Source organism: Arthrobacter sp. NPDC058127 (assembly GCF_042884555.1).
GTDB lineage: Bacteria > Actinomycetota > Actinomycetes > Actinomycetales > Micrococcaceae > Arthrobacter.
The window spans coordinates 211,114-236,419 of sequence record NZ_JBHVTT010000004.1; the positions used below are offsets into that span (position 1 = coordinate 211,114).

16 protein-coding genes and 1 tRNA gene are annotated in these 25,306 nt (G+C 64.3%); 13 read left to right on the forward strand and 4 right to left on the reverse strand.

Features of this window, described 5'->3' with window-relative positions; genetic code table 11:
* The first annotated feature begins 90 nt into the window (after window positions 1–90).
* Window positions 91–1,572: an NAD-dependent succinate-semialdehyde dehydrogenase gene (locus ACFVTG_RS08840; RefSeq protein ID WP_284752508.1), complete on the forward strand. Its 1,482-nt coding sequence runs from the start codon at window positions 91–93 to the stop codon at window positions 1,570–1,572.
* Between the two features lie 273 nt (window positions 1,573–1,845).
* On the opposite strand, the gene ACFVTG_RS08845 is transcribed toward ACFVTG_RS08840, so the two are convergent.
* The 3 genes from ACFVTG_RS08845 to ACFVTG_RS08855 all read right to left on the reverse strand — a co-directional run bounded on the left by ACFVTG_RS08845 (window position 1,846) and on the right by ACFVTG_RS08855 (window position 6,897).
* The gene (locus ACFVTG_RS08845) at window positions 1,846–4,221 is read right to left on the reverse strand and encodes a transglutaminaseTgpA domain-containing protein (RefSeq protein ID WP_390279645.1); all 2,376 of its coding nucleotides are present in this window, start codon (window positions 4,219–4,221) and stop codon (window positions 1,846–1,848) included.
* Window positions 4,222–4,376: 155 nt separating this feature from the next.
* Entirely contained in the window at window positions 4,377–5,798 is a 1,422-nt protein-coding gene (locus ACFVTG_RS08850) for a DUF58 domain-containing protein (RefSeq protein WP_284752510.1), read from the reverse strand.
* Between the two features lie 22 nt (window positions 5,799–5,820).
* The gene (locus ACFVTG_RS08855; RefSeq protein ID WP_390279647.1) at window positions 5,821–6,897 is read right to left on the reverse strand and encodes an AAA family ATPase; all 1,077 of its coding nucleotides are present in this window, start codon (window positions 6,895–6,897) and stop codon (window positions 5,821–5,823) included.
* 200 nt (window positions 6,898–7,097) lie between these two features.
* Here ACFVTG_RS08855 and ACFVTG_RS08860 point away from each other — a divergent pair, with 200 nt between their 5' ends.
* The 5 genes from ACFVTG_RS08860 to ACFVTG_RS08880 all read left to right on the forward strand — a co-directional run bounded on the left by ACFVTG_RS08860 (window position 7,098) and on the right by ACFVTG_RS08880 (window position 13,244).
* Window positions 7,098–7,982 (forward strand): TatD family hydrolase, encoded by an 885-nt coding sequence (locus tag ACFVTG_RS08860; protein ID WP_390279649.1) that lies wholly within the window; start codon window positions 7,098–7,100, stop codon window positions 7,980–7,982.
* Between the two features lie 266 nt (window positions 7,983–8,248).
* Window positions 8,249–9,394 (forward strand): resuscitation-promoting factor, encoded by a 1,146-nt coding sequence (locus ACFVTG_RS08865; RefSeq protein WP_284752513.1) that lies wholly within the window; start codon window positions 8,249–8,251, stop codon window positions 9,392–9,394.
* A gap of 107 nt (window positions 9,395–9,501) precedes the next feature.
* Window positions 9,502–10,383 carry a 16S rRNA (adenine(1518)-N(6)/adenine(1519)-N(6))-dimethyltransferase RsmA gene (gene rsmA, locus ACFVTG_RS08870; RefSeq protein ID WP_284752514.1) on the forward strand — a complete coding sequence of 294 codons (882 nt, stop codon included), beginning with the start codon at window positions 9,502–9,504 and terminating at the stop codon, window positions 10,381–10,383.
* The gene (locus tag ACFVTG_RS08875) at window positions 10,380–11,357 is read left to right on the forward strand and encodes a 4-(cytidine 5'-diphospho)-2-C-methyl-D-erythritol kinase (protein ID WP_284752515.1); all 978 of its coding nucleotides are present in this window, start codon (window positions 10,380–10,382) and stop codon (window positions 11,355–11,357) included. The genes rsmA and ACFVTG_RS08875 overlap by 4 nt, the downstream gene beginning before the upstream one ends.
* Window positions 11,358–11,408: 51 nt before the next feature.
* Window positions 11,409–13,244 (forward strand): ABC-F family ATP-binding cassette domain-containing protein, encoded by a 1,836-nt coding sequence (locus tag ACFVTG_RS08880; protein ID WP_284752516.1) that lies wholly within the window; start codon window positions 11,409–11,411, stop codon window positions 13,242–13,244.
* A 1,028-nt stretch (window positions 13,245–14,272) separates the two neighbouring features.
* Here ACFVTG_RS08880 and ACFVTG_RS08885 read toward each other — a convergent pair.
* Window positions 14,273–14,872, reverse strand: coding sequence for a TetR/AcrR family transcriptional regulator (locus ACFVTG_RS08885; protein WP_284752574.1), 600 nt, complete (start codon window positions 14,870–14,872; stop codon window positions 14,273–14,275).
* Window positions 14,873–15,148: 276 nt separating this feature from the next.
* Here ACFVTG_RS08885 and ACFVTG_RS08890 point away from each other — a divergent pair.
* The 7 genes from ACFVTG_RS08890 (at window position 15,149) to ACFVTG_RS08920 (ending at window position 25,105) form a co-directional block, all read left to right on the forward strand.
* Window positions 15,149–15,220, forward strand: a tRNA-Gln gene (locus ACFVTG_RS08890).
* Between the two features lie 154 nt (window positions 15,221–15,374).
* The gene (glmU, locus tag ACFVTG_RS08895) at window positions 15,375–16,883 is read left to right on the forward strand and encodes a bifunctional UDP-N-acetylglucosamine diphosphorylase/glucosamine-1-phosphate N-acetyltransferase GlmU (RefSeq protein WP_390279652.1); all 1,509 of its coding nucleotides are present in this window, start codon (window positions 15,375–15,377) and stop codon (window positions 16,881–16,883) included.
* On the forward strand, window positions 16,880–17,860 hold the full coding sequence (locus tag ACFVTG_RS08900) for a ribose-phosphate diphosphokinase (RefSeq protein ID WP_028266439.1): 981 nt from the start codon (window positions 16,880–16,882) through the stop codon (window positions 17,858–17,860). The genes glmU and ACFVTG_RS08900 overlap by 4 nt, the downstream gene beginning before the upstream one ends.
* Window positions 17,861–18,133: 273 nt before the next feature.
* Entirely contained in the window at window positions 18,134–18,706 is a 573-nt protein-coding gene (locus ACFVTG_RS08905) for a 50S ribosomal protein L25/general stress protein Ctc (RefSeq protein WP_284752518.1), read from the forward strand.
* Between the two features lie 120 nt (window positions 18,707–18,826).
* Entirely contained in the window at window positions 18,827–19,411 is a 585-nt protein-coding gene (gene pth, locus ACFVTG_RS08910) for an aminoacyl-tRNA hydrolase (RefSeq protein WP_284752519.1), read from the forward strand.
* Between the two features lie 392 nt (window positions 19,412–19,803).
* Window positions 19,804–22,368 (forward strand): LuxR C-terminal-related transcriptional regulator, encoded by a 2,565-nt coding sequence (locus ACFVTG_RS08915; RefSeq protein ID WP_390279655.1) that lies wholly within the window; start codon window positions 19,804–19,806, stop codon window positions 22,366–22,368.
* A complete protein-coding gene (locus ACFVTG_RS08920; RefSeq protein WP_390279657.1) occupies window positions 22,346–25,105 on the forward strand; it encodes a LuxR C-terminal-related transcriptional regulator in 2,760 nt (919 codons plus the stop codon). Before ACFVTG_RS08915 ends, ACFVTG_RS08920 begins: the two co-directional genes overlap by 23 nt.
* Window positions 25,106–25,306 lie beyond the last annotated feature (201 nt).

Sequence of the window (25,306 nt, forward strand, 5' to 3'; positions counted from 1 at the left end):
TTCGCGGCGGGCAGTACCGTGACAGTAATTCCACAAAAATCAAGTGTTGGTGCATCTCTACAACGTGCACCGACTGACGAAGGAGTCACTGTGACTGTTACCGCCGATCGCGAAAGCGAACTTCTCGCCTCCGTTCCCACGGGGCTGCTCATCAACGGCCAGTGGCTGCCTGCGGCATCCGGCAAGACCTTCGACGTCGAGGACCCCGCCACGGGCAAGGTGCTAATGAGTATCGCCGACGCCGGAGCAGAGGACGGCGCCGCGGCACTGGACGCTGCTGCCGCCGCCCAGGCCTCCTGGGCCCGTACCGCTCCGCGCGAGCGTGGCGAAATCCTGCGCCGCGCGTTCGAACTCGTCACGGCACGCGCCGAAGACTTCGCGCTGCTCATGACCTTGGAAATGGGCAAGCCCCTGGCCGAAGCCCGCGGCGAAGTAGCCTACGGCGCCGAGTTCCTGCGTTGGTTCTCCGAGGAAGCCGTCCGCGTCAGCGGCCGCTACTCCGCAGCCCCGGACGGCAAGAACCGCATCCTGGTCCAGAAGAAGCCGGTTGGTCCGTGCCTTCTGATCACCCCGTGGAACTTCCCGCTGGCCATGGCTACCCGCAAGATTGCCCCCGCGGTTGCCGCCGGCTGCACCATGGTGCTCAAGCCCGCCAACCTGACCCCGCTGACCAGCTTGCTCTTCGCCCAGGTCATGCAGGAAGCCGGCCTGCCCGCGGGCGTGCTCAACGTCATCCAGACCTCCACGGCCGGAGCCGTCACCGGGCCCCTCATCAAGGACGACCGGCTGCGCAAGATCTCCTTCACGGGCTCCACCGCCGTCGGGCAGGCCCTCATGCGCGAAGCCGCGGACAAGGTCCTGCGCAGCTCCATGGAACTCGGCGGCAACGCACCGTTCGTGGTCTTCGAAGACGCCGACCTGGACAAAGCCGTCGAAGGCGCCGTCGCCGCCAAGATGCGCAACATGGGCGAGGCTTGCACCGCAGCCAACCGCTTCATCGTGCACGACTCCATCGCAGACGCCTTCGCAGACAAGTTCGCTGCCAAGATCTCGGCACTGAACACCGCGCGCGGCACCGAGCCGGACTCCACGGTCGGCCCGCTGATCGATGGCAAGGCCCGCAACGGCGTGCACGCCCTGGTGTCCGACGCCGTTGCCAACGGCGCGGTTGCCGTCACCGGCGGTGCCCCGGTGGACGGCCCGGGCTACTTCTACCAGCCCACCGTGCTCAAGAACGTATCCGCGGACGCCCGCATCCTGAAGGAAGAAATCTTCGGACCTGTGGCACCGATCATCACATTCAAGAGCGAAGATGAGGCCATTAACCTCGCCAACAACACCGAATACGGGCTGGTTGCCTATGTCTACACCAGGGACCTGAACCGCGGACTGCGCGTCAGCGAACGGATCGAGACCGGCATGCTCGGCCTCAACGCCGGCGTCATCTCCAACGCCGCAGCACCTTTCGGTGGGGTAAAGCAGTCCGGCCTGGGCCGTGAAGGCGGTTTCGAAGGCATCGAGGAATACCTCACCACGCAGTACGTCGGCATCGCGGACCCCTACGCCGACTAGCAGGACTTCGGCGGACCTCTCGCAACGGGGAACTGCCGTTGAGTGAAAGGCAGGGCACCGAACCTTCGGGTTCCGGTGCCCTGCCTTTGCCGTTCCAAGCCCAACTGATCCCCACCGCCACCCTCGCCTCGCAAGTCCCCACCGGCTCCCAGCCTTCGCAAGCTCAGGCCGGGGCCCTCGCCGGTGGGGCCCCACGGCCAGGGAACCCTGGCGGCGTGGCCCCTCACTGTCGTTTTAGGCGCCCATAACGACAACAACTGCTAGTGAGTTGGGTCAGCGCCGCCAGCGGATGGCTTCGAAGAGTCTCTGGACGGATGTTGCCGCCCGGCGTGCTGCCGCCGCGAAAATGCCACCCAGCCGGCGGAAGGGCGACCATAGCAGCTGGAACCACCTGGACATCAAGGACGGCGGGAACCACTCAGCACGGAAGACCGCGAACCACGAGGCATTGTGCCGGAACGCGGCACGGACTGCGGCGATCCGGACTGAGGCCGCGTGCGTTTGCTCCGCCGCAGTATTTGCCGGGACTCCCGCCGGGGGACCATAACGCTGCCGTTCGAAGTCGCCGGTGAGTGAGGCGACCGCGCGCTGCCCGGCGTCGTCGTCGGCTCCCGACGGCGACGCTGCCGCCACCGGCGCTCCGAGTACAGCCGAGTTGCTCAACCGGCCCGCGAAATGCCGCGGGGTTTCGCTGGGCACGGGCGGTACACCGTAATCCGTGGCGAGGTCCTGGAGCTCAGCCCATGCAAGGACCGGACCACCCGGCCTCAGTCGCCGCGCCCGGATGCCGGAGCGGACCAGCCGCGGAGAGGCCGCCAACACTGCCAAAAGAAGCGCGGCTGCGGTGACGTAGAGAACGGTTGCGGAGACGGTGCCCGTGCCCGATCCAGCCCCCGGACCGGCAAGCGGAGGCACAGCAGCCGTGCTCGGTGCGGGAGTCGAGGAGCCCGGGACCAGGTTCTCGTCATGCAGGTTGGTGCTCGGGCCGCCCGCTGCAACAGGATCGGCAGCATAGGGCGGAACCACGCCGCGGGAAGGGGTTGGTTCGAAGGCGACCCAACCGACTCCCTCGAAATAGAGTTCGGGCCAGGCATGGGCGTCACGGGCATCCACCTGGTACTCCGGCAGGGGTTCTTGTCCCGCCACGGCAACTGTTGCTCCTGTGGCGTGACCCGGCGCATAGCCGACGGCGATGCGGCTCGGGATTCCCTCCAGCCGCGCCATGACGGCCATCGCGGAGGCGAAGTGCACGCAATAGCCGCTCTTCTGCTGTAGGAAATCCGCCAGCACGGACATGCCGTTGCCGTCATAACCGCCCTGGACGGGAGCCTGCAGTGAGTAGCTGAACTGGGACGAGCGCAGGTAGTCCTGGATTGCCATCGCCTTGGCATAGTTTCCGTTGGCGCCGGCCGTCACTGTCTTGGCGGTGTTCTTCACGATGTCCGGAACATTGCTCGGCAGCTGGATGAAATCCTGCGAGATGGAGGTGGGCTTGGCGTTGTCCTGGCTCAACGTTGCGGTCGTCAGGGCGGGCAGCGCGGAATACACGGTGTACTGCTGGTTCCTCGTGGTGCCGTCCTCGCCGCGGATGCTAAGCGTCTCGGGATCCCACGACCAGCGTCCGCTCAGGCCGTTGACGGCGGTTGGGGCATACGGGACCGGCAGGTACGGACTGGTGAACTGCCCGGTGTCGATCACCGTCAATTGGCGCACCAGCTCAGAGGGGAGTGGGTAGTCCGGCGCCATGCGGCCCGGTCCTATGCGCCGGGAGGCTTCGCGGTCGTCCGGTGCCCAAGTATCGCCGTCGAACTTGTCAATGGTGACGGAGCGCAGGTACACCGGGGCCGTGGAACTCGTGGCATAGGTGATGCTGCCATCGCCGGTGGGATTCCGCAGGCTGTTGCCGAGCGTGATCATGGGGTTCAGGCCGTTGGAGACGCCCCAGGGATTCAGCCGCGAACCCACCGGAAACGTCCCTCGCTCGAAGCCCGGGATCGCCAACGGCAAGAGGAGCCCCAGCACCAGGGCCACGCCACCGATCAGCATCGACCGTTTGAGCTGACCAGTGCCGTGGGAGTTGTCGTTCTGCAGCCGCGAGTCCGGCGCGAACCACTGGCTGCAACCCAGGATCAGGATGAAGCCGACGGCGGCGGCGAGGAATCCGAGGAGCCCACCGCCTTGCGGCTTGATGGTCGCCGGGAAAACGAGGACCACCAGCAGGCCCAAGCCACTCGTGGCAGGCATGCCGAGCGGGACCGCCAGGGCATCGATGAGGACAGTTACCAGGCCCAGGCCCGCGCAGGCGACGAACACTATTCCGGCGTTCGGGGAGACGGGCGCAGTCTCCGAGACCACCGTCTCGCCGGCGCGTTTGAGGAATTGGCCCAGCGCGTCAAGGGTCGCTCCGGAGGGAATGAAGCCCGCGATGCTTTCCGGCCGGAAGAACGTGAAATCGAGGATGAACACCAAGGCGATCAAGCCGCCCAACGTCGTGGGCAACGGGTGCACCCTCAGGGCACGAAGGACAGCCAGGGTCAATCCGACGATAAACACCGTGGTGATAGCTGGAACCAGCCACACCCAGCCCCTGAAGACCCCGTTGAGCGAGAGGGAAGCTCCGAGCACGGCGACGGCGATGGCCGCGGACATTGCCCAAGGGTAGGCTCCCGGTCCTTGCTTTCGCGGGGTGCGGGGCGCCGTTCCCGGGCCGCCGGCACTTCCCCCACCGCTGGAGGAGGCGTCACCGCTCGCTGCCGGCCCCGGGAGCGGGGACCGTCCCGGAGTGCCGTTCCTGGAGGTCGTGGTCATCGTGGCACCGCCGCGCCACGGCGGACGTCCATCGCTGCGGCAGCGGCGGCGAGGATCTCTCCTTGATCGAAACCGGCCCATGCAGCTGGAAGGTCCGTTCTCGAACTTACGGCGACGGCACGCCAGCCGCCCAGCTTCAGGGCTTCGATGACGGGCTGGACATGGTGCGGGTGGTCGGTAACCACGAGGGCAAAAGCGTTGGCCCCGTAGCCGGCGGCCGGTGCCAACGCACGGGCCTCGGAGAGCGGCATATTGCCGAGCAGCGCGAGAACGGGACCACGCAGGCGGTGTGCCGCCAGTTTGTCCATCAGGTGGTCGTCGAAGGGCGCCTCAGTACCCTCGACTACGCTGGCGGCCTCTTTGCGGCCGCGCTCGCCATGGACATGCCGCGGGCCGCTGAGCTGAATGGCGGCGAGGCTTTCGGCGATGGATTGCAGGCCTCCCAAACCACTGAATTCCTCGGTTTCCGGATACGGCGCGGAGCGGGATGCGCGAAATGCGGGGTGACCTGCGGCATCGAGGAAACGCAGCGAATAGTTGCGATCGGCGAGGTGGGCGCTGATCGACATCGCTGCCGTCACGACCCATTCGAAGTTCTCGCTGCTCACCAGTTCAAAAGCGTCGTCGTGGGCAGGGCCGAAGACCGCGGCCGAGCCCGACACGAAAGCGGAATAGCGCTGGTCCAGGATGATGGTCGCCTCGGGCGTGGTGACGGATTCCTCCTGCCGCACCATGAGTTCGCCGTGCCGCGCTGTCGCGGCCCAGTGGACGCGTCGCATCGGGTCGCCGTGCCGGTATTCGCGGGTCATCACGTCGTCGTCGCTGGGATTGGCGCGGATCCGGGTGGCCGTCACACCGTCGTTTCCGCGTGCGCCGGCGAGTCCGGTGGCGGGGAGTTCGACGGCGGCAGGCGTCACGGTGAGGATGTCGCCGTCGTCGATCTCGTGCCGGTGCAGCGACAAGCCGAAGGGATCGCAGAACTCGGCCGTGACCGGACCGATCCTGAACTGGCCGCGCTTGCCCGAGCGCAAATGGTACTCATAGCGGCTGGTGCCACCGGAAGCGGTCCGGGCAGGAAACCGAAAGGCTGGAGGTTCGCCGAAGCGCGGCGGCAACTGTTCCTCCATGATTACGGGCCCGGCGGCTGCTCCGGTCCGTGCCACCGCCAACCGCACCGTGGCCGTGGAGGAGGTCTCCACGGAAGAGGGATGGAATTCGCGGAACACCTGGAAGCGTGGTTTGAGGATGCGGACGCCGGCAAGCGATACCAGCGGCAGCACCAGCAGCAGGATCCCGAGGGCCAAAAGATCGCGCCTGCCCATGATCTGGGCAAGCAGCAAGGAGCCTACACCACTGGCCAGCAAGCCCCACCCGCGGGTGGTGAACAGATGCTTCGGAAGTAGATCGATCAGCGCCATGCCTGCCCCCTCCCTCGATCTCCTAGCTACTGCGGCGTTCCGCGCCGGCGTCCTGGCTTACCGGGAGGGAAGACAGGATCGCCCGGATGATGCTTTGCGGAGTGTCACCGGAACTCGCGGCCTTGCGGTCAAGGATGATGCGGTGTGCCAGGACGGATTCGGCGACGGATATGACGTCGTCGGGAAGGACGAAGTCCCTTCCGTCAAGGGCGGCCGTCGCTTTGGCCGCCCGCAGCAGTTGCAGCAGGGAGCGCGGGCTGGCGCCGAGACGCAGGCGGGCGCTGTCCCGGGTGGCCCGGCCCAAGGCAACCGTATATTCCTTGACGGATTGGGAGACGAAGACCTGCTGCACCGTGGCGATCATCGCGGCGACGTCCGCGGAAGTGACCACCGGGGTGACATTGGCGAGGGGTGAGACCGCCTGATGCGTCTCGAGCATCTCGATCTCCGATAGCTTGTCAGGGTAGCCCATCGAGATGCGGGCCATGAAGCGGTCGCGCTGCGCCTCCGGCAGCGGATACGTGCCTTCCATCTCGATGGGGTTCTGCGTCGCGACAACCATGAACGGCTCGCCCAGTTGGTACGAATGGCCGTCCACCGTCACCTGGTGTTCCTCCATGCATTCGAGGAGGGCGGACTGCGTCTTGGCGGAGGCGCGATTGATTTCGTCTCCGATCACGATATTGGCGAACACTGCACCCATCCGGAACTCGAACTGACGCGAGGACTGGTTGTAGATGGAGACGCCCGTGACATCCGAAGGAAGCAGGTCCGGGGTGAACTGGATGCGGCTGACCCTGCAATCGATGGTGCGGGCGAGGGTCTTGGCGAGCAACGTCTTGCCGACGCCCGGCACGTCCTCCACCAGCAGGTGGCCTTGGGCGAGGAGCACAGTGAGGGCAAGTTTGGCGGCCTCGGCTTTGCCGTCGATGACTTTGTTGATGGCCGCCAGGATCTTCTCGCTGGCGGCGTGGAATTGCTCAGGATCCATGACGGTCGGCTTGTACCCGTTGAGGGACTCGCGCTCAGGCGGCAAGGCAACCACGGCCTCGTCCCGCAGCAATTGTTCGTCAACGGTGCCGTGTCGCTTTGAGTCCATGGACAATCCCCTCAGCCATGACAGCATCCCAGCCGGGCCGCGGTGCCTTGGCCGGGATATATACCGCCTTTTGTACCAGACTACCCAGCCTAGGCCCGCCGCAGACAGAGGCATGTTCCGTAGGGAGGGATACAGGAGGGATCAGGAAGGGATCAGTGCGCAGTCAGGAAGGGATCAGCAGAGAAAGATAGGGTGGATCCATGTGCAATTCCCTCCCACCGGCTTCCTACCGCGCGCCTGAAACCGGCGATTCCCGCAAGGAGTACCCGCCTGCTCCCGAGCCGCTGCCGGTCCCCGTGATGGACAACCACACGCACCTCGACTTCCGGCACGGCCTGCTCGAAGTCGCGGTAGCGGATGCTTTGGACGCGGCCGAAGCAGTGGGTGTCCAGGGCGCGGTGCAGGTAGGTTGCGATCTGGAGTCATCGCGGTTCACGGTCCAGGCGCTTGACGCGGACCGCCGGCTCCTCGGAGCTGTCGCGATCCACCCCAACGATGCCCCTGTGTACGCGGGCCGCGGAGAACTGGAATCGGCGCTCGCGGAAATCGAAGAACTGGCGGCCCATCCGAGGGTCCGGGCGATCGGTGAAACCGGGCTTGATTTCTACCGCACCCACGGCGACGGCTTGGTGCACCAGCGCCATTCGTTCCGCCGCCACATCGATATCGCGAAGAGGCTGGACCTCACCCTCCAGATCCACGACCGTGACGCCCATGACGACGTCGTCCAGGTTCTCCGGGAGGAGGGCGCCCCGGAGCGGGTGGTATTCCATTGCTTCTCGGGCGATGAAGAGCTGGCACGGATCTGTAACCTGAACGGCTGGTACATGTCCTTTGCAGGCACCATGACGTTCAAGAACGCCGCAAATCTGAGGGACGCGCTGGCCATCGCGGATCCGGAACTGGTGCTCGTCGAAACCGATTCCCCGTTCCTCACACCCCACCCCTACCGGGGCCGGCCGAACGCGAGCTACATGGTGCCGTACACCGTTCGTTCCATGGCTGAAGTGACCGGAACAGAGCTTTCCGCGCTGTGCTCGCAACTGGCCCAAAACACCGTGGCGACATACGGATCCTGGGACTGAGCAGAAATCGTTTTACATACCCGGTATGTAAATATCTTGGTCACTTTATAACGCTTCGGTTACAGTGGGTAACCAGTAGCCGGGGTCGGGGAAGGCCTTCGGACAACTAACTCCGTTCGCAATTGGTGTTTTCAGTTGAATTGAGTGTGGCGGCGCACAACTCCGCTGCAGTCCTCCTGCATGCTTCGGCACGCATCCCGGACCGCGGCTGGAGGCCCCTGTGCGCTTTTCCCCGTGCCCGGATGGTCCAAAAGTTACGGGCAAACATGGTCAAGTTCTTCACCACGGGCGGCAAGTTCAGTTTCGTCAAGGTCGGTGCACAGTTGCTGGTGCTTTCAGCACTGGTACTGGGAGTGGTTGCTTTCACGGGCAACAACAAATCAGTCACCCTCAACGTCGACGGCAAAGTGAGTTCCGTCCAGACCTTCGGCAATACCGTTGACCAAGTGGTCAAGGCTGCCAAGGTTGATCTGAAGGCTGAAGACCGGGTTTCCCCGGCTTTGGATGCCTCGGTGCAGAACGGTTCCATCATCAACGTCAACCTGGCCAAGGCCGTAACCGTGAGCCTTGACGGCGCCCAGCGGACGGTCAACACCACGGCTCCCAACGTCGAAGGCCTCGTCTCCGAACTGGGCGTCGCGAGCGCATCCGCTGTCTCCCAGCCCAAAGATACGCAACTCGCCGTCTCCGGATCCTACGTTTCGATCCTGACCCCCAAGACGATCAGCCTGATCGTGGACGGCCAGAGCTCCTCAAAGACCACGACGGCCCCCGACGTGGGCACCGTCCTCAGCGATGCCGGCGTCTCGCTTGGCGCGAACGACCGGGTTTCGCAACCCAACTCGGCTCCGGTAGTCCAGAACATGGTGATCAAGGTTTCCCGGGTGGACACCAGCAAGACCGCCACCGAGACGGAGAACGTCCCCTTCGACACCGTCACCACGGAAGACGCCACCCAGTTCAGCGACCAGAAGACGGTAACGCAGGAAGGGGTCCTCGGGCTGCTCAGCAAGACGTTCAAGCTCGTCCTGGTGGATGGTCGTGAGGCTTCCCGGACTTTGGTTTCCTCTGACGTCACCGTCCAGCCGGTCCCCGCGAAGGTAACGGTCGGCACCAAGGAGCGCCCCAAGCCTGCCGCGGCTGTTGCCTCCGGACCTACTGGCGCGCCGAACGAGGCCATGTGGGACAAGATTGCGCAGTGTGAGTCCGGTGGGAACTGGGCCATCAACACCGGCAACGGTTACTACGGTGGCCTGCAGTTCGACATCCAGACCTGGATCGGTTCCGGCGGTGGCGCCTACGCTCCCAACGCGGCCGCCGCCAGCAAGGCCCAGCAGATCGACATCGCCAACCGCGTCTACGCGCAGCGTGGCCTCTCGCCGTGGGGCTGCGGATGGGCAGCTTCCAGCTAGGCAGGAAATGAAATTGGCCGGGTCCGGATTCTTCGGGCCCGGCCATTTCGCATAGTGAAGAGGGCGCGCGGGCGCCCCCGCCAGTGCTCAGACGATACGATACCTAGGTGACTGAACCGAATTCCGAACACGCCGCCGTCGCGCCCCTTCTGGGAGCTGCGGACATCCGACGGCTCGCCGAGGAAATCGGTGTCCGACCAACCAAAACCCTGGGGCAGAACTTCGTCATCGACGGGAACACGATCCGGAGGATCGTCTCTGCCGCCGGTATTGATCCCGAGGAAACCGTGCTGGAGGTAGGGCCGGGGCTGGGTTCGCTGACGCTCGGCCTGCTCGACGCCGCCAAAACCGTTGTAGCCGTCGAAATCGATCCCGTACTGGCCGGCAAGTTGCCGGAAACGGTCCGTACTTGGCGCCCGGAGTCGGTGGACGATTTCCACCTCGTCCTCTCCGACGCCATGAAGGTCACTGAGCTTCCTGTGCAGCCCACCGCGCTTGTGGCCAACCTGCCGTACAACGTGGCGGTCCCCGTGGTTCTTCACCTGCTCCAACATTTCCCGAGCCTGCAACACGGGCTGGTCATGGTCCAGGACGAGGTGGCGGACCGGTTGGCCGCGGGTCCCGGCTCCAAGATCTACGGAGTCCCGTCGGTCAAGGCCGCTTGGTACGGCCACATGCGCAAGGCCGGCGTGATCGGAATGAATGTCTTCTGGCCGGCGCCGAAGATCCACTCCGGACTCGTGTCCTTCACGCGCGGCGCGCCGCCGGCAACCCACGCCACGCGCGAACAGGTCTTCGCAGTCATTGACGCCGCGTTTGCCCAGCGCCGCAAGACGCTCCGCGCGGCCCTCGCAACGTGGGCCGGGAGCGCCGCGGAGGCCGAACGTTTCATCGTCGCTGCCGGAGTTGACCCGACTGCCCGCGGAGAAGTGCTCGATATCAACGCGTTTGTCCGGATCGCCGAGGCACGCCACCCCCTGGACGCATGAATCCGGCAATCAGCGGTGTGAACCGGGGGCGCTTCGTCGCCCGGACCGTACGCGTCCGGGCGCCCGGCAAGGTGAACGTTTCCCTCAACGTCGGCCCCTTGCGGCCCGACGGCTATCACTCTGTGGCCAGCGTGTATCTCGCGGTTTCCCTGTACGAGGAAGTAGCCGCCACGAGCACGGAGGGGACCGGGATCACTGTCAGCATCGCTCCCGCGAGCACGTTGGATCTCGACGATGTGGACATCCCGCTGGACGAGCGGAACCTCGCCTACAAGGCTGCCGCCATCATGAGGGATGTCTCGGAGAACGCCACGGGCGTGCACTTGGAAATCACCAAGCGCGTCCCCGTCGCCGGGGGCATGGGCGGTGGCTCGGCCGACGCCGCGGCGACGCTCCTGGCCTGCGATGCCCTCTGGAACAGCGGTTTGTCACGCGAAGAACTGGCCCATCTGGCCGCCGAGTTGGGTGCGGACGTGCCGTTCTCGCTTCTCGGAGGCACCGCCGTCGGGCTTGGCGTCGGCGACGAACTCTCACCCGCCCTCGCGAAAGCGCAGATGGACTGGGTCCTGGTCTGTGCCGACTACGGACTCTCCACACCCGAGGTCTTCCACACCTTGGACAGGCTTCGGAACACTGAGAAACTCGAGATCCCCGAGCCGCTTGAGGTCGACGCCAAGATCCTGCAGGCGCTGCGCGACGGGAATCCGGACGCCCTGAGCAAAGTCCTCATCAACGACCTCCAGCGCGCTTCGATCGAGCTGGCCCCGCAATTGCGTGACACCATCGGGATAGGGGAGTCGAACGGAGCCCTCGCCGGGATTGTTTCCGGTTCCGGCCCCACGGTGGCTTTGCTCGCCCACAACCCCCGGGCGGCCGAGGGGCTCGCCGAGGACCTTCGACACCTGGGACACAACGCCCTCGCTGTGCACGGCCCGGTTCCCGGTGCGCGGATCATCTCCGATACCCTCCTATGACAAGTCGCCAGTAGCGATTTCCTGATTATTCACACCAGAAAGTAGTACCCAGTGGCCCACCTGCTCGGCGGCGAAAACCTCACCGTTTCGTTCGCAACCCGCACCATCCTCGACGGCGTAACCCTTGGTTTGGAGGACGGCGACAGGATTGGCATGGTCGGGCGCAACGGTGACGGTAAATCGACGCTGATGCGCTTGCTGGCATTGCGCTCGACGCCGGACTCCGGCCGCGTCACCAAACGCGGCGACGTCAATGTCGGCTATCTCGACCAGTCCGACGTGCTCGACGGCGACCTCACGGTCGGCGTCGCGATCGTCGGCGACCAAGCCGACCACGAATGGGCCGCGAACCCCAAGATCCGGGAGATCATGGGCGGCCTCGTGGCCGACGTTGATTGGCACGCCAACGTGCACGCGCTCTCCGGCGGACAAAAGCGCAGGGTCGCCTTGGCCAAACTGCTCATCGAGGACCACGACGTGATCATGCTCGACGAGCCAACCAACCACCTCGACGTCGAAGGCGTCGCCTGGCTCTCGCGGCACTTGAAGACCCGCTGGCGGGCCAACCAGGGCGCGTTCCTCGTGGTGACCCACGACCGGTGGTTCCTGGACGAAGTCTGCAACCGGACATGGGAAGTGCACGACGCCATAGTGGACCCGTTCGACGGCGGTTACGCGGCCTACGTGTTGGCCCGCGCCGAGCGTGACCGCACCGCATCCGTCGTCGAAAGCAAGCGGCAACAGCTGGTCAAGAAGGAACTGGCGTGGCTGCGCCGGGGAGCCCCTGCGCGCACCTCGAAGCCGAAGTTCCGCATCGAAGCCGCCAACGAGCTAATCGCCGATGTTCCTGATCCGCGCGACTCGGTTGCCCTCAGCAAGATGGCAACCGCGCGGCTCGGCAAGGACGTGCTGGACCTTGAAGGCGTCTCCCTGGACTTTAAGGGCGACGACGCCGGCCGGAAGCTCTTCGACGACGTGACCTTACGCTTGGCGCCGGGGCAGCGGCTTGGACTGGTGGGCGTCAACGGTGCCGGAAAGTCCACGCTCCTGAGGCTCCTCAACGGCGAGATCACGCCGAGTTCCGGCAAGGTCAAGCGCGGCAAGACTGTTGTCACCGCCGTGTTGAGCCAGGACGTCAAGGAGCTCGACGACGTGTCCGACCTTCGCGTGATCGAGGTCATCGAACGCGAGAAGCGCTCCTTCAGCGTTGGAGGCAAGGAATTCACGGCCGGCCAGCTCGTGGAGCAGCTTGGATTCACGAAGGAAAAGCAGTGGACCCCCGTCACTGACCTTTCCGGTGGCGAACGGCGCCGTCTGCAACTCTTGCGCCTGCTGGTGGGCGAACCGAACGTCCTGATGCTCGACGAACCCACCAACGACCTCGATACCGACACCCTTGCCGCCGTCGAGGACGTCCTGGACGGTTGGCCCGGCACGCTCGTCGTAGTCAGCCACGACCGCTACCTGCTGGAACGCGTCACGGATTCCCAAATGGCACTCTTGGGCGACGGCAAGTTGCGCGGACTTCCCGGCGGTGTGGACCAGTACCTGGAATTGCGCGAAGCCGCGCTGGCGAGCGGCGCAGTGACCGGCGGCGCGTCGAGCGGGAGCGCCAGGCCGACGGCGGCAAGCGGGTCAGGCACCGACGCTTCCGGGCCGAGCGAAGCCGAAAAACGCGAGGCCCGTAAGGACCTGAACCGGATCGACCGGCAGCTCGGCAAGATCGCGCAACAAGAAGAGAAGCTGCACGTCCAAATGGCGGCGAAGTCCCAATCCGGCGACTTCGACGCCCTCGGCGAACTGAACACCAAGCTCCAGGAACTCCTCGAAGAAAAAGAAGGCCTGGAGCTCGAGTGGCTTGAGGCCGCGGAGATCCTGGGGGAGTAGGCGGGCAGGGACGGGCGGCGGCATCCTTTGCGTGGTCACCTTGGGTGCCGGAGCCGGCCCTTCCGCGTCGCTTAGCGCGGAGGTTCCTTCCCAAAGCTCGCAAGCTCGCTTCGGGGCCCTCGGAACGCCGCTTCGACGCAAGAGGGCCCGCTCGCTCGCTGAGCGACCTCCGGCCCACGAAGGGCCGCGATGCGCTCCTTTCGGAAGAACCGCCCCCGGCGAGGAAAGTCACCTCGCGGGGCGGCGGACTTCCGGCGTCGTCCGCCAGCGGTGGGATGGATAGGGGGGCCGTGGAACTCGAGGCACAAGGGAGACTGAAGGTCGTCGCGAACGAGCGAACCGACACCCAAATTTGCCCGCGACTCGGATCGAGGAATTCGATGCGCGGATTCCGGTGTCGATAGGAATTTTGCGGGTCGAAGGGGCACATCTGGGTCGGAAGTCTAGGCGCGGGTCGGAAATCGTTGCTGGTGAATCGGGGGGGCGATTCTCGACACCCAAATTTGCCCGCGACTCGGATCGAGAAAATCGATGCGCGGATTCCGGTGTCGACAGGGATTTTGCGCGTCGACGGGGGCACCTGCGTCGGAAGTCTAGGCGCGGGTGGGAAATCGTTGCTGGGGAATCGGGGGGGCGATTCTCGACACCCAAATTTGCCCGCGACTCGGATCGAGAAAATCGATGCGCGGATTCCGGTGTCGATAGTGATTTCGCGCGTCGACGGCGGCACGGGCGTCGGAAGCAAGGCGCGCCAAACGGAAGGTTGGCAGGAGCGGCGCTGCGGGCCTTCGGGTAGGAGCGCATCGCGACGCAACGGGCACTGGAGGTCGCTCAGCGACCGCAGGTGCCCTTTTGCGTTGTGTCTAAGCGACGGCGAAGGGCCGTTGCGTCGCGGAGGCAACTACGGACGCTACTACGGAGGCGACCACGGACGAATCCCGAACCGGGAACACGGCAGCCGCGAAGGTGACCACGGAAACGCGCCCACGGATGCGCCGTTAAACGCAACCGCAGAGCAACCAGAGCCCCTACCCCTCGCTTCGCAGTTCCGGTTCCTTTTGCAGGCCTGTCAGGCCGTTCCATGCCAGGTTGACCAGGTGGGCGGCTACTGCGCGTTTGTCGGGCTCGCGGTGGTCCAACCACCATTGGCCGGTCATGGCCACCATGCCTACCAGCATCTGGGCATACATGGCGCCGTCGGCTGCGCTGAATCCTCGCCGCGAGAATTCGTCGGCGAGCAGGTTTTCCACGCGATCGGCCACGTGGGAGAGCAGCGTGGAGAAGGCGCCTTCGGGCTGGGAGGGCGGAGCGTCGCGCATGAGGATCCGGAAGCCGTCGCTCCGCTCTTCGATGTAGCCAAGTAGGGCAAGGGCTGCCTGTTCAACGAGGACGCGTGGTTTGGCTTCGGCTGCGAGGGACTCGTTGATGGCGTCGAGCAGGATCCGGAATTCGAACTCCACAACCTGCGTGTAGAGGCCTTCCTTTGAGCCGAAGTGCTCGTAAATCACCGGTTTGGACACGCCTGCGGCGGCTGCGATTTCGTCAATGGTTGTGGCGTCTAGTCCCCGGACGGCGAAGAGGCCCCGGCCTATTTCGATGAGCTGGGAGCGCCGCTGGGAGCCCGTCATCCTGGCACGGGCAACCTGGCCTGCGGGTGGGTGGTTGATCACCCTGGAACCCGTCGACTGCCGGGGAAGTCCTGTGCTGTTGCTCACGCATCCATCATGCCTTATGCCAAGCGTGAAGCGGCCTCGGGAGGGCCTGCCAATACCGCTGGAAAGGACTCGGGGATGCGCCAAGTCGCGAACACCGCAATGGTCATGGCAAACTAGATTCTTGTGTGTGCGACCCGGTCAAACGGGAACCCCGCGGACCTCGCGTCCGCAAGGGCCTCGTGCGCACGGTCCGCTCTGGTGTAATGGCAGCACCCCGGCCTTTGGAGCCGTGGAGTATAGGTTCGAATCCTATGGGCGGAACTTGTCGGTGGTCTGCCGGCACCGCCTCTGATGGCACTGCGTATCCCGAAGCTGTCCACTGGCTGCGCGGAAAGCTGTGAATCGGCAAGAGTAGGATAGAGCAGATGCCGCAGCCGGGTTCGCCCGGACGTAATCGAGCAAGGAGAGCGACTTCGTGAGCCCCGATACTACTGGCCCCGCCGCTGTTATTGTCCTAGCTGCCGGAGCCGGTACGCGCATGAAGTCGCGGACTCCCAAAATCCTTCACGAAATCGGCGGACGCTCCATGGTGGCGCACGCCATCCTCGCGGCGCGTTCCATCCAGCCCCAGCAGCTGGCCCTGGTGGTCCGCCATGAACGGGACCTCGTCGCAGCGCACATTGAACTGATCGATCCCGACGCCGTCATCGTGGACCAGGACGATGTTCCGGGAACCGGACGCGCAGTGGAAGTAGCTCTTGACGCCTTGGACGCGAAGGCCGAACTCACTGGGACGGTAGTGGTCACGTATGGCGATGTGCCTCTGCTGACGGGTTCCCTTCTCTCCGAGCTTGTCGCCACGCATGAATCCGAGGGCAACGCCGTGACGGTGCTGACCGCTGTCCTCGACGACGCCAATGGTTACGGCCGTATCCTTCGTGCCGAGGACGGCACCGTGCTTGGCATCCGTGAACACAAAGACGCCAGTGACGCTGAGCGCTCCATCCGCGAGGTCAACTCCGGCATCTATGCCTTTGACGCAAAGGTGCTCCGCGCGCAGCTGCACAAGGTGACCACTGACAACATCCAGTGCGAAAAGTACCTCACTGACGTGCTCGGACTGGCGCGCGACGCCGGAGGCCGGGTTTCCGCCGTCGTCACCAAGGACCGGTGGCAAGTGGAAGGCGCTAACGACCGCGTCCAACTGGCCGCCCTCGGCGCCGAGCACAACCGCCGTACGGTCGAGGCCTGGATGCGTGCGGGTGTCACGGTCGTTGACCCGGCCACCACGTGGATCGATTCCACGGTCACCTTGGACGAAGACGTCCGGCTCCTGCCCAACACACAGCTCCACGGCACCACCACCGTGGCGCGCGACGCCGTCGTCGGGCCCGACACGACCCTCACCGATGTTTCGGTGGGCGAAGGCGCGAAGGTGACCCGCACCCACGGCTCCGGATCCACTATCGGCGCCAAGGCCACGGTAGGCCCGTTCACCTACCTGCGTCCCGGCACTGTCCTCGGGGAGACCGGCAAGATCGGCGCCTTCTACGAAACCAAGAACGTGACGATCGGCCGCGGTTCCAAGCTGTCCCACCTCGGCTACGCCGGCGACGCCGAGATCGGCGAGGACACCAACATCGGCTGCGGCAACATCACGGCCAACTACGACGGCGAGAAGAAGCACCGCACGGTGATCGGCTCCGGCGTGCGGACCGGTTCCAACACCGTCTTCGTGGCCCCCGTCACGATTGGCGACGGCGCGTACAGCGGCGCCGGCGCCATCATCCGCAAAGACGTTCCCGCCGGAGCCCTCACCTTGAGTGTCGCTCCCCAGCGCAATGCAGAAGGCTGGGTCATCGCCAACCGGCAGGGCAGCAACTCGGCCCAGCGGGCGCAGGCTGCGCAAGCCGCGCATGGCTCCACTGCCACCCCCGATTCCTCAAGTACTCCGGCAACCACAGAAGAGGGCACACAGGCATGAGCGAAATTACCGCACACGGCGAGAAGAAACTAGTTCTCGCCGCCGGACGGGCGCACCCCGAGCTGGCGCAGGAAATCGCCAAGGAGTTGGAAACTGAACTCCTGCCTATCGACGCCTACGACTTCGCGAACGGGGAGATCTACGTGCGCTCGGCGGAGAGCGTCCGTGGCACCGATGCCTTCGTCATCCAGGCGCACCCGGCTCCGCTGAACAACTGGCTCATGGAGCAGTTGATCATGATCGATTCCCTGAAGCGCGCTTCGGCGAAGCGGATCACGGTGGTTTCGCCGTTCTACCCGTACGCCCGGCAGGACAAGAAGGGCCGCGGCCGCGAGCCGATCTCCGCCCGCTTGGTGGCAGACCTCTACAAGACTGCCGGCGCGGACCGCATCATGTCCGTGGACCTGCACACGTCCCAGATCCAGGGGTTCTTTGACGGCCCCGTGGACCACCTCATGGCCATCCCGCTGCTTGCCGACTACATCCGCACCAGGGTCGAAGCGGACAACATCACCGTTGTCTCGCCGGACACCGGCCGTGTGCGCGTCGCAGAACAGTGGGCCGAGCGCCTGGGCGGTGCGCCTTTGGCGTTCGTCCACAAGAGCCGCGACCTCACGGTGCCGAACCAGGCTGTCTCGAAGACCGTCGTCGGGCAGATCGAAGGCCGCACCTGCGTCCTGATCGATGACATGATCGACACCGGTGGAACGATCTCCGGCGCAGTCCAGGTCCTCAAGAACGCCGGTGCCAAGGACGTCATCATCGCGTGCACCCACGCCGTGTTCTCCGAACCGGCGGCGCAGCGCCTGGCCGATTCCGGTGCCCGCGAGGTTGTCGTCACCAACACCCTGCCGATTCCGGCCGACAAGCGCTTCCCGCAGCTCACGGTCCTGTCGATCGCACCGTTGATTGCGCGCGCCATCCGTGAAGTGTTCGACGACGGTTCCGTCACCAGCCTCTTCGACGGCAACGCCTAACCCGCCAATCCGCGGGTCGGGGCCGTTTTCCCTTCGGTGGGACGCGGCTGCTAAACTCTTGGGGATACCTTGGCGAGGGAGAGCACATCCGGGTTAAAACCGGATTGCGGGTCTCCGTTATCGACTGGGTCTGAATCTCCTTCAACGAAGGCGGACTGAACCTGCTGCTCAGCGGCCGGCATTCCGTCGGGCGTGGAAGGTCACCACAGACCTCCGCCCTTGCTGATCGACTTGCCGGCAATTCGCCGGCGCCACAGTAATCAAGGAGTACACATGTCTGAGCAGAAGCTCGCAGCAGAACTGCGCACCGAATTCGGCAAGGGTTTCGCCCGCCGCGCCCGCGCAGCCGGCCAGATCCCCGCCGTCATCTACGGTCACGGCGCTGAGCCCATCCACATCAACCTGCCCGGCCGCGCCACCACCCTGGCCGTCCGCGTTTCCAACGCCCTGCTGGCCCTGGACGTCAACGGCGAAGAGCACCTGGCCCTCGTGAAGGACATCCAGCGCGACCCGATCAAGCAGATCATCGAGCACATCGACCTCCTGACCGTCCGCAAGGGCGAGAAGGTCACCGTTGACGTGGCCGTCCACGTTATCGGTGAAGCTGCCATTGGCGCAGTCGCAAACCAGGAAGCCACCACGGTTTCCCTCGAAGCCGAAGCCACGCACCTGCCGACCTTCGTCGAGATCAGCATCGAAGGCCGCAAGGCCGGCGAGCACGTCCACGCTTCGGACATCGTCCTGCCGAGCGGTTCGGAACTGCTCACCGATCCCGAGACCCTCATCATCAACATCTCGGAGGCCACTTCGGAGGCCGAGGAAGAAGCAGCTCCTGCCGCCGAGTAGTTTTTCGGTTTATTAGTCGTTCCGACTAATTGCGGCATGAGCCTTTGCGAGTGGCCGGGTCCCTGAGGGGTCCCGGCCACTTCTTTTCATTCCACACTCTTGATTCCCTAGGATGACTCCATGACAGACACCTGGCTGATCGTAGGCCTTGGCAATCCCGGCGCTGAGTACAGCCACAACCGCCACAATGTCGGCCAGATGGTCCTGGACGAACTTGCCTCACGCATCGGCGGAAGCTTCAAGGCCCACAAGGCCCGGGCCCAGGTGGTCGAGGGCAGGCTCGGGATCGGTGGCCCGCGCGTGGTGCTGGCGAAACCGATGAGCTATATGAACGTCTCCGGGGGACCCGTTTCCGGCTTGGCCAGGTTCTTCGACATCGCTCCCGATCACGTCATTGCCGTCCACGACGAAATTGATATTCCGTTCAATACCGTCAAGTTGAAGATCGGCGGCGGAGAAGGTGGGCATAACGGCCTGCGGGATATTTCCAAGGCATTGGCTACAAAGGACTACTTGCGGGTTCGCGTGGGCGTCGGCAGGCCGCCGGGGAGGATGGACACCGCGGATTACGTCCTCAGGGATTTTGGAGCCTCCGAGAAGAAGGAGCTTCCATTCCTCCTGGATGAAGCTGCCGATGCTGTCGAAGTATTGATGACTGAAGGTTTGCTCGCCGCCCAGCAGAAGTTCCACCCGGTCAAGGCCTGACCCCACTGCCTCCCTAACCTCGCTTCGCTCGGCCAGGGAACCCGAGCGGCGTGGGCCTGCCGTGCACTCAATTCAGTGGTTAACAAGTACCCTGATGGTTCGTCGTCTGGCTAATTGATTCGGGCGGATCGCTATGATACTTTGCAAATCACTGCTGGGGGTGAAGAGGAAATTCTAAAGCAAACGACCCGCTGAACGTCACGTCCGCCAGAGCTGCGAAGGTAGCGTGATCTAAATTGCGAGCAACACCGGAATCTGAAATAGGGCGACCCGCAACGGAGCGGCAAGCACTAGGCGCTGCTGAACGTCGAAAATGGTCGTCGCTTGTCCGGCAGGATCTTCAGAACACGGTTATTGAAGCGCTCGGCGAGCCGTCTTTGTATGGAGTGGTGGTGGTTGGCGCGCCGGGCGTCGGCAAAGCGACTTTTGCCCGTTCGGTTGAAGCCCGGCTCACTCCAAAGACCCACGTCCTCCACCTCCACGGCTCAACGGACGTCAACTCTCCGTTTGGGGCGTTGGCCCATCTTGTCGCGAGGCTTCCAGCAGATGCTGCAGATTCCCCTGGCGCGACCATCTATGGCATATCGCACTTGATAAGTGCGGACGCCGCGGGACGCGAAGTGCTGTTGGTCCTTTCGGAACTTCCCGCTTTGGACAGTATGAGCACGGCACTTCTGGTGCACTTGTTAATTAGCGGGACCGCGAAAGTCCTCGTCACCGTCCGCCAAGCGACGGATATGCCGGAAGACCTGATCAGGTTGTTGAAGGACGGCCTCCTGGAAGAAGTTCAGCTTCAGGTTTTTTCCCGCTCGGAAGTTGCCAAATTGCTGACCGGCGTCCTTGGAAAACGGGTGACCGCAACCGCGGCAAGTGCATTGCACGCGTCCAGCGGTGGAAACCCCTTGGTGCTCCAAGCCATTGTCACCGAGCAGCTCCGCTCAGGCAACCTGCATCTGGCCGGGCAGGTTTGGGCGATGAAAGGCGAAATCCACCTTTCATCCGCGGAAGTCCTGACCGACCTGGTCCGTTCCCGCCTTTCCCGGGAGAGCCCTGCCGTCCAGGAAGCGCTGGAGCTACTTGCCCTCATTCGAACGGCCCCGCTCGCCGTGCTGTTGGACGTCCTCGAACCTGAAGTGGTTGCGGAGATGGAGTGGTCCGGCTATCTCCGCATCGAACCGTCCGGCTCCCGCCGGGTGGCGCTGCGCGACGAGTACATGGGTGAGGTCATTCGAGGCTGGATGGACTTGCCACGGCGGAATGAACTGCGCCGGCTTGCCGCCGGGGTGATTGGCAGCATTTCCCGGGACCTGGATGCGGAGGCCCTCCTGGGCTTTGCTTCTTCGACGCTAAACGTCCGCGAAACCCTTGAACCCGGGGTGGCCTTGGCGGCTGCGACGGCAGCGAACAGGCAATTCGATCCTTGGTTCGCCTTGGAATGCGCCCGGCAGATCGGGCGCGAGGACAAGGAATGGGTGGCTGCGGCCCAGCAACGCTGCGTTTCCCACGTCATTCTGGCCGAGCACGAGGCTGCGGTGGCCGCTTTGAAGGATGTGACTCCCGAGCAGCTCCGGCGCCTCCCGGCGTACGACTATGCGGACTACGTCCAGGAGCTCTGCAGTGCGCTGTTGTGGATTCCAGGCGGGCACCTCCAGATACCAGACCTCATCGCCCAGGCCCAGGAGGATCTTTCCCGCCGATCGCAGGAAGTCGGAGCGGATGCCACGGAAATTGAACGGGCCTGCGGGATGCTCAGGCTTGCGAGTTTCGAGCTCCAGGTCCATCAGGGCGAGTATGCCGAAGTTGCCGAGGCCTTGGAGCAGGAGTACCGGGATGGCAATGATCTTCAACAAAGGTTGAGCTGCGGGAGCCTGCTGACCATGGCCTGGGCAGTGCTTGGGCGGGAAATGGAAGCCATCGAGCTGGCGCGCGAGTTGAAGCACAAGATACAGCGCGCAAAGGCGCGGCCGCGCTTGCACAACTGGTTGTCCGAAGGCTTGTTTGCCGCACTCCTCTGCAGCGGACAGTGGGAAGAACTAGCCCGGATGCTGACGGCGACCCTCGATCAGCAACCAAAGAACATCCACTACCTTGGCGGAGCCGCCGAACTTGCCTTGGGCGTTTCCTACACCTATGCGGGACGGGCTGCGGTGGCCATCGACACCCTGCTGGGGGCCCAGGCGCAACTGGAGATCAGACGCAACTACTATGGACCCGCGCTGGCCTACTCGGCGCTTGCCTTTGCCTATGCGCAGGCCGGCGACGTGAAGGAATCCCGGACGTTTCTCGAACTGGCGGAAAAGGGACAAGGGGAGACAGCATGGTTCCCCGCATGGATGGCCGAATTCTGCGTCAAGATGGCACGACGCTGGTTGAAGGATCCCGGGGCGAAGCAAAGCCTCATCGAGTCGGCCAACCGGGACTTGGCGAAAGGACGGATCACCACGGCATCCATCAGCCTCTTCGGCGCCACCGTCCACGGTACCGAGGAGGAGTTGCTGCTCCTGGAGCAGGTCTCCTCCCGCCGCCAAGGCAAGATGGCCGCAGTGAACCGGATGGTGGCCGAGGGAAGCCGCAAGAAGGACCCGAAGACCCTGCTTCTTGCCGCTTCAGTTGCCCAGGAACTGAAGTTGGACGCGGTGGAGTCGCGCTGTGCCGTCCTGGCCCTGGACATCGCCCGGGAAGCCGGCGATTCGGCGTCCGCCAGGCTTGCCCAGCAACGGCTGGACCGCCTGGTCGGTACCGTGCCTGTATTGCCCCTGACACCGCATACTTTCGGACCCGAACTGACGGAAAGGGAGCGTCAGGTTGCAAAGATGGCCAGTCAAGGGTTGAGTAACAAAGAGGTAGCCAACCAGTTGCAAGTTTCCGTCCGCACAGTCGAAGGCCACCTGTACCAAATCTTCACGAAAATGGGAATCTCATCGAGGAGCGAGCTTGAAGGAACCGCGCAGTCATGACAACGCTGCGGCGGTGCATGGTCATGTCGGAGAAAGCGGTACGAGGCCGGCTGAACCGTGGCTCGACTATGGGCATTTGCTTCCCGGAATTACCGCTGCGGTGCGTGCCGACGATTGTTCGGCCGTCTTCATCGTGGGCGATTCCGGTCTCGGCGCGTCATCTCTCCTGGCACAGCTGGGCAGTGTCTTCGGCGGGGACCTTGCGGTAGTCCCGATTCACGGGAGTCCTTCACTGACCGCTGTCCCATATGGGGTACTCGCTCCGTTTCTTGCCCATCTTTCGCTTGCCGACATATCCTCCCGGGTCGCTGTGCTCCGCTCACTTTGGGATCACCTCGAAAGCATCCGCGTAGGTACCGGGCCGGCTTTGCTGCTGGTCGACGACGCGCACTACCTGGACGATGCCACGTGCGCGATGCTGACGGAGCTTGTCCAGGCGGGTTGGGCCAAAATCGTGGCCGCATGCGTTCCGCGGCCGGGAGTTCCCGGGCCGCTCTTGCGCTTGTGGCACGAGGGAACTGCCGAGTGGTTTGACCTGGAGCCCCTGACGGCAGAGCAAGGCCACGAATTGTGCGAGGCATTGCTGGGCGGAATCGTCCTGAACAGCACGAGCCATGGGTTCTGGACAGAGGCAGGGGGAAACACCCTTCTGCTCAAGACCCTTGTCCGCGAAGCCGAGAGCTCGGGGACCCTCGTCCAGAGGCACGGTGTGTGGCTCAAAACGGCTGCAGCACCGGTCCACACGGTGAAGCTCGAGGCGGTTGTCAAACTTCAGCTGATGCGCATTTCGGCCGCTGGCAGGGAAGCCTTGAGCTTGATTGCATTGGCGGAGCCGGTGGACGAGACCCTGATTAACGTTGTGGCCGGAGAAGCGGCCGTCCAGGAGTTGGTGGACCAGCATTTGATCAAGCCCGGAGGCAATGGGTTGCCAACCCTGCGGCTCGTCAATCCGGTCTACGGCGAGGTGCTTCGTAGCATCGTCCCGGCCGCACAGAGCCTCCAACTGCATCGGCAGCTGATCTCACGGATGGATGTTCTGGAGGACAATCCGGATTCCTTGCTGCGGATGGTGACATGGTCTCTTGACTGCGGAGCGGACGTGCCCGACCGTCTCTTGATCCGGGCCGCGGTCCTTTCGGCAAGGCTCCTGCAGAGCGAGACGGCGCTGCGCATGGCGGCTGCGGTGCGGGACACGCAGTGGCAATCGATTGCCCAGGCGGTTATGGCCCGCTCCTACTTCAATCTTGGCCGCCGGGAGGAGGCCGCGGCAGTCCTGGCCCAGGAAACAGTGGATACCGACGCCGGACCCTCCCACGTAGTATCCGGCAGCCTCCTTCGCGCGGCTACGCGTGCCGCCGTCGGGCAGCCTGCTTCCTTGATCCGGTCAGAAGCCGAGGTCCTCCGCGAGTGGGGAGAACAGCAGCCAGGCCTGCAGGGCCAGCGGACGCCGGCGGCGAAAGCCGCGGTGCCGCTCGCAGCCGCCCTCATCGGGCTGCTTGCCGGCTCCGTGGACGGCGACTACGAGAGGATGGGCCCTGAACTGGAGCGCGTGCTTCTTCAGTCGGGAACCGTGGAAGGTTCCTCGGCGCCGCTATTCAGGGCCTTGGCGCTGGCCCTGAAGGCAGAGATGTTCTGCGCTCTCGGCTTGGGACGCCAGGCAAAGCTGCTGGTGCTGGAGGCCGCCGCCCTCGCGCAGCCCCAGGAGAACGACGTCTTCTTCGTCCCTGAGTTCATCTCTGCGCGCCTCGTCATTTGCGCGTTGGCCGTAGGTGACTGGGCCGACGCACAAAAGCTGCTCGACAGGTACTACGAATCGTCCGGCGTCTCGATGGCGTCCTTCGGCGGGGCGGCCTACGTGGTGGCCGGGTACATTGACATCAGGCAGGGAAAATCCGCCGACGCCTTGCCGTTGCTGACTGCGGGACTTGAAGCCCTGAGGGACAGCGACCCGCAGAATCTCTTCGGGCTGTGTGCTGCCATGGCTTTCTATGCCGCAGCGGGCGCAGGATTGCCTGAAGCCGAACGGTTCCGGGCGGACTACAAGTCCTGGGGACAACACAGCACCCACCTTCTCGCGGCACAGGCAAGCAGCTTTTTCGAGGCCGCAGTTGAACTCCTCAACGCTGACGGCTCCGGCGTGGAGGCGTTGCACCTCAACGCGGACAACGCAGCGAAGGAAAACGCCACCTACCTTGAACTTCATGCCCTGGAGCTTGCGCTTGGCCTGGGAGACACCAGCAGGCTGGACCGGTTTTGTGAAACCGCGGCCGCAACGGAGGGCGAATGGGCGCATGCGCTCGCTGAATACGGGCTCGCGCTCAAATTCGGAGGGGCCGCCCGGTATCTGTCCGCAGGAGAGAAGCTGCAGGCGGCCACCGCCTACCACCTGGCCGCGAAGGCTTATGGTTTGGCGCTGGGAGCAGCGGATCGCGGCCAGACCAAAGAGCTCAGCGCGGTTGCCCGCGCAGGGCTGGCCCGTTGCAACGAAGAACTCGGTCAGGGCAGCGAGGAAGCACAGAACGAGTCCGTGGTTCCGAGGCTGACCCGGAGGGAATGGGACATCGTCAACCTCGCGGTCCAGGGCCTCAGCGACCGCCAGATTGCAGATACGCTCCTTATCTCGGTCCGGACCGTCGAAGGGCATCTCTACAGGTGCTATTCGAAGTTGGGGATCACCGGCAGGGACGAACTTGCCGGAGCTGCCGCCGTCGCACAGGGGGCGTCGGGCACAGGCTGAAGCCGGAAACGGCCGCAGGGCAGTAGTAGTGCACTCTCGATTCGAACAAGTCCCACTGCCAGCGACGAGTACCCGCAAACCGGGGCAGGGGTACTCACACCCGCATACGAGTATCCGGCGGTATGAAAGTCGAGTACTCACTACTGGTGTGGGCCTGACGGCTAGCTGGTTAATTGGGGGGTGTCACCACTCGATCACTGG